Source organism: Baekduia alba, assembly GCF_028416635.1.
In the GTDB taxonomy this organism is placed as follows: Bacteria; Actinomycetota; Thermoleophilia; order Solirubrobacterales; family Solirubrobacteraceae; genus Baekduia; species Baekduia alba.
The window spans coordinates 946,156-957,935 of sequence record NZ_CP114013.1 but is presented as its reverse complement, the minus strand read 5'-3'; the positions used below and the strand labels follow the sequence as shown (position 1 = coordinate 957,935).

Here is an 11,780-nt window from a genome sequence, read left to right as displayed (position 1 = left end):
TGCTCAGGCGGTGCCCACCGCCGGCATCTTGCGCAGCGCCGGCACGAGACCGCCCAGCACGACCGCGGTGCAGACGCCGCCAATGATCATGCCGACCATGGCTCCGCCGACCACCGCCGACACGATGGCCAGCGTGATGTTGAGCAGGGCGACGACCGCGAAGCGCGGGGCCAGAGCGATGAGCTGCACGCGCACCGAGTCGCTGTTGACGCGCGACACCGCGGCCTCCATGAGGCCCTGGTTGAAGTTGCCGCAGGCCTCACCGACGGCGAAGAACAGCGCGCACAGCCACCACCCGAGCTTCAGTCCGAGCAGCGGCACCGCCAGCAGCGGCAGCGACCCTGTCGGGGCCACGGCGGTCCCGACCAGCGCGACGGCGAGCCCGCACGCGGCCGCGTAGCCGACCTTGCGCGGGTTCAGGTCGGCCAGGCGGCCGACCAGCGGCGCGAGTCCGGCAGCGACCAACTGACCGGCCACGGCCATGAGCTCGATGCCGTCGGAGGAGGCGCCGGCCAGGCTTGGGATCGTGTAAAGCGCGACCCACCCCGAGAAGTTCGCGCACACCCCGACGATCAAGCGCCGGTGCTCCTTGGCGAGCCCGAGCATGGAGTCGAACCCGTGCCGCTCCAGCCGCGTCGCCTTCGGGACGCCCTTGAGCAGCGGGTAGGTCACGGCGAGGAGCACGACCACCACGGCGATGGTCCAGAGCCCGAGGTGCCAGCCACCCAGCAGCGGGACGCCGACGAGGGCCACGCCGACCAGGAGGCACGGCGACAGGATCAGGCCCATGGTCTCGGCGCGCCGGTCTTTCGGCACCGCCGCGAGGACGCGGACGTGGACGTTGAACACGGCCCACGCCGCGAGGGCGCCGAAGACGAGCAGGGAGAGGCTCGCCGCCGGCACGAAGGCCCCGCCCATGAAGGGCGACACGGCGATGGACACCCCGGCCAACCCGAGGATCACCGGCATGCGCCGGGGGAGCCCGATCCAGAGGGCGGCGACGAGGCAGCCGACGAACCCGCCGAAGTTGCCGGCGTGGTTGATGACCACGACCAGCCACGCGGGGAGGCCGAACTCGTCGGCGATGTCCGGCGCCCCGAAGGACACCATGAGGTTGCCGAACAGGATGGCGATCTGGCCGACGCCGAGCCAGATGGCGATCGGCAGCGCGATGGGCAGGGCTTTTTTGCGGTAGGAGCGGAGCTGAGCGAGGAAGACGATGGCTGCGGCAACGGTGCCGAACAGCCATGCGAAGACGAACATGGAGGACCTGCTTCCTGCGAACGGCGGAACGGGCGGCCGTTCGGGCCACCCGTTCCAACCTGCGATTCCTTCATGGGAGCCGCGCGGGGCCGACAGGGTCGTCGGCACCCGCGCGGCGGTGAGATCAGCCATGGACCCCTTCGCGCACGAGGCGCTCAGGGGGTCAGCCTGGGTTCAGGCGGACGGCTGGGTGTGGGTCACCGCCTGTAGACCATGAGCTCACCCGAGCCCGTCGTCACCAGGTCGCCACCCCACAGCGATCCGCCCCCGTCCTTGGTGGTCAGGAGGAACCCGGCGTTCTCGTGACTGAGCAGCTCCGTCGGCCCCGCGATCGCGATCCCGGGCGGGTAAGCGCCGACGAACTGGGCGAGCTCCCGGTCGACCGCGTCGCGCACCGGCACGACGTCGACCGGGCCGACCGCCTGGCTGTAGTCGACCGTGGCGTCCCGGAGCTGGATCCGGGGGATCTGGTCGAGCTCGAACGGCCGCTTGCGCGGCAGCTCGTCGACCACGGCCCCCAGCCGCTTGAACAGCTCCGGGATCGCCTCGGCGCCTCCGGCGCCGAATCCGTCGAAAAAGAACGCGCGGTGCGCCTGCGCCGTCTGCACGCGACGCTCGTCCATGAGGGCCGCCAGCTCGTACCCGGTGTAACCGAGGTGGTGCGTCCGGAAGGTCAGACGGTGCGGCATGTGGTCCGCGCTGTGCGTCCGTCCGGCGCGCTTCTCCTCGTCCCAGTCGACGAGCATGTCCTGGGGGAGGTAGCGACGGGAGCGCTCGATCGCCGCCCAGAGGCGCTCGAGGTGAGCGGTCGCGTTGAGGAACGCGTCCTTCCGGGCCTCGTCCGCCGCCGCGAGCCAGTTGCTCGACTGCGAGGTGGACTTGTCGGCCAGCATCGCGGCCCGCCACACCCGTTCCGGGATCAGGCTGTTGTAACCGAGCGCCCCCGCGGCCATTTGACCCGGGAAGAACAGGCTCTTGTGGAGGCTCAACACCACGGCGTCGGCGCCGAGCTTGAGCGGGCTGTCTCCCATCAGGTCCGTGAACGCCATCTCGGTCGCCCACGACATGTCCCACATGATCGGGACCCCGTGCGCGTGCGCGGCGTCGATGCACTTCTTGGCGTCCGCCTGCTTGCCCTCGTAGGTGGGCGAGCTGACGATGACGCCGTGGTAGTTGCCCGTGCGGAGCTTGGCCTCGAGGGCGGATGCGTCCACCACGTCCGCCATCCCGAGCGGGTGCATCGGGACGGCGATCCACTCGACCCGCACGCCGCGCGCCTTCAGGCGGTTGGCGACGGAGATGTGGACGTTCCTGGTGACGAGGAAGCAGGGCTTCTCGCCCGGCTTCACCTGCTCCAGCGCGGTGTCGATGAGCGCGCTGGTGGTCGCCTCCGCTGCGCCGCTGGCGCCGGTGGTGAGGTACGTGGCCAACTTCGCGCCGGGCATCGCGCCGGCGAGCAGCTCCTCGCTCCGCACCAGCGCGGACTTCTTGCCCGGCAGTGCGACGCCGAGCCCGCGGACGACGCTCATGTCGCGGTGGGCGTACGACTCGCCCCCCACGGCGGACTCGACCGCCACGGGGAAGGTCCCGCCGGACGCCGGCGCCTGGCCGCGGACGTCGTACCAGTCGGCCGCCACGTCGAGCGCGGTCCGGTACGGCGTCTCCATCTGGGCCTCCGGGGAGGCCAGGGGGTTCATGCCCTCCGGGGAGGACAGGTCGAACTTGCGCATGTTGATGCGCCCTTCTGTGAGTCGCCTCGGCCCCGGGGTTGGGGTCGAGGTCGCGCTCAGTCCAGGAGTCGAACCTGGTGATGCTCGTGGTGAGCATCGGCAGCCGTGCAACGAGCGGGGGAGGAGCTGGTCCTCCGGGTGTCCCGTGGAGTGGTGCGCGGGACGGGTCGTGCGAGGTGCCCGGCAGAGAACGCCGGAACGGGACCGACGTGGAAGCGTCGATCCCTAGGGGCGGAGCAGGATCAGGGTGCGAAGCGCACGTGCCTGGTCCGTGAGCGGTTCAGCAGGCGGTGGCTGCGAGCAACGCGAGGCGCTGCGGGAGAGCCGGGTACTGCGTGCTGAAGGTGGTGCGAACTGCGGGTGCTGAACGAGAAGAAGAAGAAAGGTGAAGAGGAGCGTCAGGCTATCAGCGGGATGGCCGCCCGTGGGCACGAAAAGCGAGCGCTGGCGGTCCGCCGCGCATTCAACGAACACCCGATGTGGTCGACTTTTGGCTCTGGGACGAGGATCTCCCGCGGCCACGACGAGCACCTCGGCCGCGCAAGTTCTTGCCGCCCCGTATTCGGCGAACCCCCTCGCGCGCCGGTGGTCGCCTTCCAGCGCGCAGTGCTTCTCGCGCGCGCGTGCGCGAGGCGCCGTATCCTGCCCGGGCGGGTCACCACCAAAGGAAGGACGCGGGAATGACGACGAGTGGATCGCAGGACGAGAAGTCTCCCTCGGAGCTGATCGACGCCCGGATCGAGGAGCTCGGCGACTGGCGCGGGGCGATGCTGAGCGATCTCCGGGGTCTGGTCAAGGAGGCCGATCCCGAGGTGGTCGAGGAGTGGAAGTGGAGAGGCGTTCCGACGTGGTACCACGACGGGATGCTGTGCACGGGCGAGACGTACAAGCAGGTGGTGAAGGTGACCTTCGCCAAGGGCGCGTCCCTGGAGGACCCGGCGGGGATCTTCAACTCCAGCCTCGACGGCAACACCCGGCGGGCCATCGACTTCCGCGAGGGCGAGGAGATCGACGAGCAGGCCTTCAAGGACCTCGTGCGCGCCGCCGTGGCGCTCAACGCGTCAAAGGGCTGACGCCGGCGGCGCGCCCACCTGGGTCGGCCGCTCGGGTCCGACCTGGGTGCGCAGCGTGGCGAGGAACAGGCGCAGCAGCTCGGTCAGCTGGGCCTGCTGGTCCGGGGTGAGCCCGGACACGAGCTCGGCCTCCCGCCCGAGGACCCGGTCGACGAGCCGGTCGACGAGCCGGTGCCCGGCGGCGGTGAGCGTCACCGCGACCGCACGGCTGCCGTCCGCCTGGGCCGAGCGCTCGACCAGGCCCTCGCTCTCGGCCCGCGCCACGCGCTGGGAGATCGCGCCGGCGGTGATCAGGGTGCGGTCGGTGAGCTCGCGGGTCGTCAGCCGGTAGGGCGGGCCGCTGCGCCGCAGGACGCTCAGCAGGTCCAGCGTCGCGGAGTCCGCCTGGGCGTCGGCGAGGACGCGGCGGCGGTCGGCCCCCAGGAGCATCGAGCACTGCCACACCCGGGTGACGATCCCGATCGCGTCGACCGGCGTGCCCGGGCGCTCGCGCAGCCAGGCGAGGGCGATCCCCACGGGCGGCGCCATCGTCAACGTCGGCTCGATCGGCGCGAAGTACGCCGCGAGCTCCGACGACGCGGCCAAGGCCGCGGTCGCGCCGTGGACCGCCGGCCTGTCCGCCCGGGTCGGGCCCCGGGGCATCACCGCGAACGCCATCGCGCCCGGCTACGTCGCCGACACGGGCTTCTTCCGCGACCAGCTCACCGACGACCGCCGTGCCCAGCTCGTGGCCGCCACCCACGACCGGCGGGCCGGCCGGCCCGGGGACGTCGCCGCGACCGCGCGCTTCCTCCCCTCCCCCGACGCCCGGCACATCACCGGCCAGACCCTCCACGTCGACGGCGGCGCGCACACGACCCGGTAGTCCGGGACGGCACGACGCACGAAGGCCCCGCGTCGCAGCGGGGCCTTCGGCGGTGCGTGGTCCTGCGGTGACTCAGCGGATCAGCTGCGGACCCTTGTAGTCGGACTGCTTGACGCGCTTGGCCTTGAGCGTCTCGGTGTTGTCGGACAGGTCGTTCTCACGCATGACCAGCTTGCCGGTCACGTACGCGGAGGCGTCGGAGAACTCGTCCAGTGCCTGGGTGTTGAGGTTGGCCAGGGTGTCGCACGCCTGGTGGTAGCACTTGTCGAACGCGATGCCGGCCGTCCCGCCGTACTTGGCGGCCTGCTCCGGGGTCTTGATGCCCTCGGCACCGGCGAAGATGCCGCCGGCCGGGATCCCGACGTCCGTGAAGGCGACGTAGTCGGAGCGTCCGTCGAACGGGGTGGTCTCGCTGACCAGGCCGCGGCCGGCCCAGTAGCCGGTGAACAACGACTCGATGATGTCCGAGCCGGTCGGGCCCTCTTCGCCGGGGTTGTCCGACCCGTCGCCGTCGTAGACGAAGCGGGCGTAGTTCGGCGAGGCCATCATGTCGAGGTCGACCATGGCCATGATCTGGTCACGAGACGCCTGGTCGAGCGAGTCGACGTAGTGCGCCGACCCGAGCAGGCCCTCCTCCTCGGCCCCGAAGAAGAGGAACCGCAGGTGGTTCTTCGGGTTCTTGATCGCCTTCTGGTACTGGAGCGCGATCTCGAGGTCCTGCGAGGAGCCCGACCCGTCGTCGTTGATCCCGGGGCCGGCGGCCACGGAGTCCAGGTGCGAGCCGACGACCACGGTGTGGTCGGCGCGCCCACCGGGCGCGTCGGCGATCGTGTTGTAGGTCGTGCGCGTCTCCGACAGCGTCGAGGTCGTGACGTGGATCGTCACGTCGCCGCCCGCGAGCAGCGTCGCGAGCTCGTTGCCGCCCGCGAAGCTGAGGCCCACGACCGGGATCGTCGCCGGGCCGCCGAGCGTGCCGCTCAGCGTCTCCTGCCGGCCGGGCTGGCCCTCGTTGAAGATCAGCACGGCGCTGGCGCCGGCCGCGGTCGCGTTGGCGACCTTCTCGCCGAACGTGCACGTGCCGCGCTGGACCAGCGCGATGTCGCCGGCCGTGAAGCCGGCGAAGTCGCTCGCCTCACAGCCGCTCGTCGAGCTGGGCTCGTCGGCGGGCGGAAGCGTCAGGTCGACGGCCTGGACGTTGGCGGTGACGTCACCGCTGCCCGAGTACTCCATCGTGGCGAACTCGTCGTCGGCGTACGGGTGCTGGTCGGGCGCGGTGCGCTCCAGCGTCGTCGGCGCGAGCTCCTGGAAGTACGGGAACTCGAACGGCTGGACGTTGACCGTCCACCCCGCGTTCTGCAGCTGACCCACGACGTAGTCGCGGGACTTGTCGAATCCGGCCGACCCCGACACGCGGGTGCCGCCGTTGCGCTCGGCGATGTTCGCCAGCGCGCGCTCGTGGCGCAGGATGCCGCTGACCGTCACGGCGTTGGCCAACTTGGTGGCCGCCTTCTCGGACTTGTCGTTCTTGACCTTCTGCGCCGACGACACGGCGGGAACGGCGGCAGGTGCCATCGCCGCAGCGGCGATGAGCGCGAGAGCTGCTCGCTTCAAGGTTGTTCCTCCCTCGAGGATCGATGGACCCGGCGCCTGCTCCTCCTCCTGCTGGCGCCGCGCGCTCCCCTTTGCCATCCGGACCCGAGTTCAAACCCACACCGCGGTGCATCGCTGTCCGATCACGACCACTGGATTCCGGGGCAGCTCAGCCCGCCTCGTCGTAGGCGCGGAAGAAGCTCGCGGCGATCGGCGCCGCGACGCTGCTGCCGGATCGCCCGCGCTCGACGATGACGGCGAGCGCGAGGTCGCCGCGCGCCGCGATGAACCAGGCGTGCGTCGGCGGTGGGTCGCCGCTGCCGAACTCGGCGGTGCCGCTCTTGCCGATCACCTCGCCCGGGATGCCGGCCAGCGGCGTCCCGGTGCCCGAGGTCACGACCAGCCGCATGATCTTGCGCAGCTTCTGGAGCTCGCCGGCGGGCAGCGCCGGGCCGCTGCGCGACGGGTCGTCGGCGAGGATCCGCGGCGCGTTCCAGCGCCCGGCCGCCACGGTCGCCGCCACGCCGGCCATCGCCAGCGGCGTGACCGTGATGCGGTCCTGGCCGATCATGGCGGCGGCGTGCGCGACCTCGCCCTGCGGCTTGGGCACGCGGGACGCGGCGACGTCCACGCTCGTCGGCGCCGACCGTCCGACGCCGAAGTCCTTGGCGACCGCGGTCAGGTCGCCGTCGCGCAGCCGGCCGGCGAGCGAGATCAACGCGGTGTTGCACGACGTCGCGAAGTCGGAGGCGAACGTCGGCGACGCGCCGGCCTCGCCCTCGAAGTTGTGGAAGCCGCGGCCGTCGACCGCCAGCGTCTTCGGGCACGGGACGACCGTGTCGACGTCGAGCCCGCGACGCAGCAGCGCGTCGGTCGTGACGACCTTGAACGTCGATCCGGGCGGGTAGACGCCGTTGAGCGCGCGGTCGAACGTGTCGTCGGTCGGGCGGTTGGCGACCGCGAGCACGTCGCCGGTCGACGGCTGGACGGCGACCAGCGACGCGGCCCGCGGCTGCGGTCCGAGCGCCGCCTCCGCGGCGTCCTGCGCCCGCCGCGACAGCAGCGTGCGGAGCGCGTGGCCGCGATCGCCCGCAGAAGCCTTGATCGTTCGGACCACCTCTTCCGTCTTGTCGTCGCGGACGACCACGCGCCGCGCGCCGGTGCTCCGCAGCCGCGCGTCGAACTGCCGCTGCAGCCCCCACTGGCCGGTGTCGTCGCCCGCGCGCAGCCGCCCACCCGACGCCGCGACCTGCTCGGCGGTGGCCGGGCCGATGCCGCCCAGCAGCGCACGCGCGAAGGTCCGCGAGGGCGCGAGCGGCTGCGTCGTCGCGACCGTCTCGAGGCCCGGGACCGCGTGCAGGCGGCCGGCGAGCGCGTTGTAGTCCTCGGCCCGCAGCGTCGTCGCGAGGACGAACTGGCGCTTGCCGGCGCCCACGAGCTGGCGCCGCAGCGCCTTGGCGTCGACGTCGACGATCGCCGCCAGCGCCCGCGCGCTCGCGGCCGTGTCCGCGACCCGGTCGCGCCGCAGACCGACTTCCACGACGGCGCGCTGACGCACGAGCGCGCGGCCGTCGCGGTCCAGGATCGTCGCGCGCGCGGCGCCCTCGCTGGCCGTCCCCAGGCGCGTCCCCGCGCTGAGGTGCGCGTCGACGAGCCGCGGCGTGAACCGCACGCGCCAGCCGGCGTCGCCGCGGCGCAGCGTCGCCCGCGCGGTCGAGCGCCACGCGCCGATCGCGGGAACGGCCCACCGGACCGTCAGCGTCGCCGACGCGGTCCGCTCGTCCTTGCCCATCACGACGCGCCCCACCCGCACCGCGGCGCGCGCGCCGTCGAGCCCGGACCGGTTGACCCGCAGGGCGCGCAGCAGCGTGCGCGGCCGGTCGGTCAGCGCCGCGGCGGCAGCGTCGTCGCCGTGCGACCGCGCGGCGGCGAAGCGGGTGATCGCGGCGGTCGCGGCCGCGCGCTCGTCGCCGCCGCGCGCTTTGTGGTGGTGGTGCAGCGCGACGGCGCCGAGGACCACCGCGAGGCTGCCGGCGAACAGCGTCGCGGTACGTGGGGAGGGAGGGGCCATCGGATCCATGACAGCGCGCGCACGCCACGATGTCCAAGGCCGATAACGACCCATCAGAGATAGCGGTCTTGGTATGAATGTCGGCGACGTGGATCTCCTGACCCATCTGCGGTGCTTCGTCGCCGTCGCCGAGGAGCGGCACTTCGGCCGCGCCGCGGCGCGGCTGCACGTCACCCAGCCCGCGTTGAGCCGGACGATCGCGCGGCTGGAGCGCACGCTCGGCGCGCGCCTGTTCGACCGCACCTCGCGCACCGTCCGCCTCAGCGGCGTCGGCGAGCTGCTGTTCCCCGACGCCGAGCGCCTGGTCGACGGCGCGGACGGGTTCGTGGCGCTCGCCGCGCAGGCCGCGCGCGGCGAGATCGGCACGATCCGCGCCGGCGTGCCGCTCGGCCTGCCGGCCGAGACCATGGCCACGCTGACGCGCAGCTTCCGCGAGCGCCATCCCGCGGTCGGCCTCGACCTGCGCGAGCAGCGCCCCGGAACGCAACTCGCCGCGGGCCTGGACGTCGCCCTCCTCGTACCCGACGACGAGCACTCCGCGGGCCTGCGGCGCGGACCCGTCGCCCTGCAGGAGCTCGGCGTCATCGCGTCGGCGGCCGGCGCCTTCGCCTCCCACGCCGAGCTGCACCTCGCCGATCTCGCCGGCCGGGCGCTCGCCCTGCTGCCGATGGACCAGTCGGCGTGGGAGCCGCAGCTCCTCGCCGCGTGCCGCGCCGGCGGCTTCGAGCCCACCACGGTGCACCGTCCCCAGCAGCTGGAGTTCGCGCTCGGGCTCGTCCTCGCCGACGACGCCGTGGCCTTGGGCGCCGCCGAGAGCGCCGGGGCGGGCCTGACCTGGATCCCGATCGTCGGCACGCCGGCGCGGCGCCGGCTGCAGCCGGTGTGGCAGGACGCCGGCGACGACATGGGTCGCGGGCGCGCGTTCGCGGAGATCGCCGTCGACGCGCTGTGCGCCGGCGGGGCGTGGCGGCGCGAGGAGCAGCTCCCCGAGCAGCGCGGCCCGGCGCTCCGACCCGGGTCGTTCGCGTGAGCGCCCCGACGCGCGTCGACCTCGCGGCGCCGCTGCGCGCGGCCGGCGCCGTCGGGTGGGTCCACGCGGTCGACATCGACACGGGCCGCGAGGTGGGGCTCGAGCCCGACCGGCGCGTCGCCGTGTCCTCGGTCGTCAAGCTCCCGCTGCTCGTCGCGTTCTTCCGGCAGGCCGACGCCGGCCGGCTCGACCCGGCGCGGCCCTGCGCGGTGCCGGTCGCGGGGCGCACCGCGGGCATCACCGGCGTCTCGCTGTTCGCCGACGCGGCGACGATCTCGCTGCGCGACCTGGCGTTGTTGATGATCACGATCAGCGACAACGCGGCCGCCGACCTCGTCTTCGACGCCGTCGGGGTCGCGGAGGTGCAGGCCGAGATGCGCGCGATCGGCCTCTCGGGCATCGCGGTGCGCGAGAGCCTGCACGAGATGTTCGACGCGCTGCGCGACGACTCGGGCGGCGTCGGGCCGCTCGACGCCTCCGCTCGGCTGGCCGATCCCGAGCTGCGCAGCCAGCTGCGGATGCTGGACCCGGAGCGCTCCAACAGCGCCTCGCCGCGCGACCTCACCGGGCTGCTGCGCGCGATCTGGCGCGACGAGGCGGCGACGCCCGCGGCGTGCGCGAGCATGCGGCGCATGCTCGGCCTGCAGGTCTGGCCGCACCGCCTCGCCTCCGGCTTCCCGTACGACGACGTGCGCGTGAGCGGCAAGACCGGGACGCTGCCGACGATGCGCCACGAGATCGGCGTGGTCGAGTACCCCGACGGCGGCCGCTACGCCGTCGCGGTCCTGACCCAGGCGGCGGCGATCGCCGCCACGCAGCCGCAGGTCGACGCGGCGATCGGCAGCGTCGCGCGGGCGGCCGTCGAGCGACTCCGCGCGCCCTGACCCGTGGATCGCTCACGGATCAGCGGCAGGCCACAGCCGCGTCTTCTCCTCCGTCGCTCAGCACTCGGCGATCGTGAGCGACCTCGTCGCGGAGCGCGGCGGATCGACGACCGACGTGCTCGCGGCGCTGCTGCACGACGCCGGCGAGGCCTACCTCGTCGACCTCCCCCATCCCCTCAAGCACCGCAGCGAGCTGGGGCCGCCCTACCGGCGTGCCGAGGCGCTGCTGGAGGCGGCGATCGCGGAGCGCTTCGCCGTGCCCCCGATGGACAAGGCCTACAAGGCGCTCGACCGGCGTCTGCTGGCGACCGAGCGGTCGCTGTTCACCTCGACGGCCGGCTCCTGGCCCGAGCTCGAGGGCTTCGCGCCGCTCGACCTCACGATCGAGCCGTGGCCGCCCGAGCGCGCCGCGCGGGAGTTCCTGACGCGCCTCGAGACGCTCATGCAGCGCCGCGCTCTCACGCCGCACCGCCCCTGACCGTTGTCCGGATGTCCATCATCCGAACCAGGAGCAGCAAACGTGACAATCGCGTTCATCACCGGCGCCAACAAGGGCCTCGGCTTCGCCGCGGCCGGCCAGCTCGGCCGGTCCGGCGCCAAGGTCATCCTCGGCGCGCGGGACGCCGGGAAGGGCGCGGCGGCCGCCGCGCGCCTGCGCGAGCAGGACATCGACGCCGAGGCCGTCAAGATCGACGTCGTCGACCTGGCCAGCGTGCGCGCCGCCGCCGCGCGCGTCCGCGACGAGCACGGCCAGCTCGACATCCTCATCAACAACGCGGGCGTCCTGCCGGAGGCGACGGGCGCCGATCGGGTCACCGGTCCGATGGACGTGCGCATGTTCAAGGACACGTTCGACACCAACGTGTTCGGCGCGGTCGCCGTCACCGAGGCGTTCCTCCCGCTGCTGCGGGCGGCGCCGGCCGCGCGCATCGTCAACGTCTCCAGCACCATGGGCTCGCTGGCCGACCAGGCGGATCCGCAGTCGGGCTACTACGGCATGGTCCTGCCGGCCTACCAGACCTCGAAGGCCGCGCTGAACTCCATGACGATCGCGTTGTCGAAGGCGTTGGCCGGCACCGCGGTCAAGGTCAACGCCGTCTGCCCGGGCTGGGTCCAGACCGACCTCGGCGGGGCCGACAACAAGGCCGCCGCGCCGCTGACGCCCGACGAGGGCGCGAGCATCATCACCAAGTTGGCGCTGATCGGCGACGACGGCCCGACCGGCGGCTTCTTCGACCAGAGCGGGCCCGTGCGCTGGTAGCACGCGCCCGGGG

The 11,780-nt window shown here is 73.0% G+C and carries 11 protein-coding genes; 6 read left to right on the top strand and 5 right to left on the bottom strand.

Annotation, left to right across the window (positions count from 1 at the left end):
- Positions 1 to 3: 3 nt before the first annotated feature.
- Both DSM104299_RS04665 and DSM104299_RS04660 read right to left on the bottom strand, forming a co-directional pair.
- Positions 4 to 1,263, bottom strand: a complete 1,260-nt coding sequence (locus DSM104299_RS04665; protein ID WP_272476127.1) for a hypothetical protein — start codon at positions 1,261 to 1,263, stop codon at positions 4 to 6.
- Between the two features lie 197 nt (positions 1,264 to 1,460).
- Entirely contained in the window at positions 1,461 to 2,993 is a 1,533-nt protein-coding gene (locus DSM104299_RS04660) for an aminotransferase class I/II-fold pyridoxal phosphate-dependent enzyme (RefSeq protein WP_272476126.1), read from the bottom strand.
- A gap of 680 nt (positions 2,994 to 3,673) precedes the next feature.
- On the opposite strand from DSM104299_RS04660, the gene DSM104299_RS04655 reads away from it, so the two are divergent.
- Positions 3,674 to 4,066, top strand: coding sequence for a DUF1801 domain-containing protein (locus tag DSM104299_RS04655; RefSeq protein WP_272476125.1), 393 nt, complete (start codon positions 3,674 to 3,676; stop codon positions 4,064 to 4,066).
- Here DSM104299_RS04655 and DSM104299_RS04650 read toward each other — a convergent pair.
- Positions 4,055 to 4,594: a MarR family winged helix-turn-helix transcriptional regulator gene (locus tag DSM104299_RS04650; RefSeq protein ID WP_349294493.1), complete on the bottom strand. Its 540-nt coding sequence runs from the start codon at positions 4,592 to 4,594 to the stop codon at positions 4,055 to 4,057. The two genes, DSM104299_RS04655 and DSM104299_RS04650, sit on opposite strands and share 12 nt — an antisense overlap.
- Here DSM104299_RS04650 and DSM104299_RS04645 point away from each other — a divergent pair.
- The gene (locus tag DSM104299_RS04645; protein WP_272476123.1) at positions 4,542 to 4,931 is read left to right on the top strand and encodes an SDR family NAD(P)-dependent oxidoreductase; all 390 of its coding nucleotides are present in this window, start codon (positions 4,542 to 4,544) and stop codon (positions 4,929 to 4,931) included. The genes DSM104299_RS04650 and DSM104299_RS04645 overlap by 53 nt on opposite strands.
- A gap of 72 nt (positions 4,932 to 5,003) precedes the next feature.
- Here the strand turns inward: DSM104299_RS04645 and DSM104299_RS04640 are convergent, their stop codons facing one another.
- Both DSM104299_RS04640 and DSM104299_RS04635 read right to left on the bottom strand, forming a co-directional pair.
- Positions 5,004 to 6,542: a M28 family peptidase gene (locus DSM104299_RS04640; protein WP_272476122.1), complete on the bottom strand. Its 1,539-nt coding sequence runs from the start codon at positions 6,540 to 6,542 to the stop codon at positions 5,004 to 5,006.
- Positions 6,543 to 6,690: 148 nt separating this feature from the next.
- Positions 6,691 to 8,592: a penicillin-binding transpeptidase domain-containing protein gene (locus DSM104299_RS04635; RefSeq protein ID WP_272476121.1), complete on the bottom strand. Its 1,902-nt coding sequence runs from the start codon at positions 8,590 to 8,592 to the stop codon at positions 6,691 to 6,693.
- Between the two features lie 88 nt (positions 8,593 to 8,680).
- Here DSM104299_RS04635 and DSM104299_RS04630 point away from each other — a divergent pair, with 88 nt between their 5' ends.
- The 4 genes from DSM104299_RS04630 to DSM104299_RS04615 all read left to right on the top strand — a co-directional run bounded on the left by DSM104299_RS04630 (position 8,681) and on the right by DSM104299_RS04615 (position 11,767).
- Positions 8,681 to 9,622 (top strand): LysR family transcriptional regulator, encoded by a 942-nt coding sequence (locus tag DSM104299_RS04630; protein WP_272476120.1) that lies wholly within the window; start codon positions 8,681 to 8,683, stop codon positions 9,620 to 9,622.
- Positions 9,619 to 10,506 carry a serine hydrolase gene (locus DSM104299_RS04625; RefSeq protein ID WP_272476119.1) on the top strand — a complete coding sequence of 296 codons (888 nt, stop codon included), beginning with the start codon at positions 9,619 to 9,621 and terminating at the stop codon, positions 10,504 to 10,506. Before DSM104299_RS04630 ends, DSM104299_RS04625 begins: the two co-directional genes overlap by 4 nt.
- A gap of 73 nt (positions 10,507 to 10,579) precedes the next feature.
- Entirely contained in the window at positions 10,580 to 10,984 is a 405-nt protein-coding gene (locus DSM104299_RS04620; RefSeq protein ID WP_272476118.1) for a hypothetical protein, read from the top strand.
- Between the two features lie 42 nt (positions 10,985 to 11,026).
- Positions 11,027 to 11,767 (top strand): SDR family NAD(P)-dependent oxidoreductase, encoded by a 741-nt coding sequence (locus DSM104299_RS04615; RefSeq protein ID WP_272476117.1) that lies wholly within the window; start codon positions 11,027 to 11,029, stop codon positions 11,765 to 11,767.
- Positions 11,768 to 11,780 lie beyond the last annotated feature (13 nt).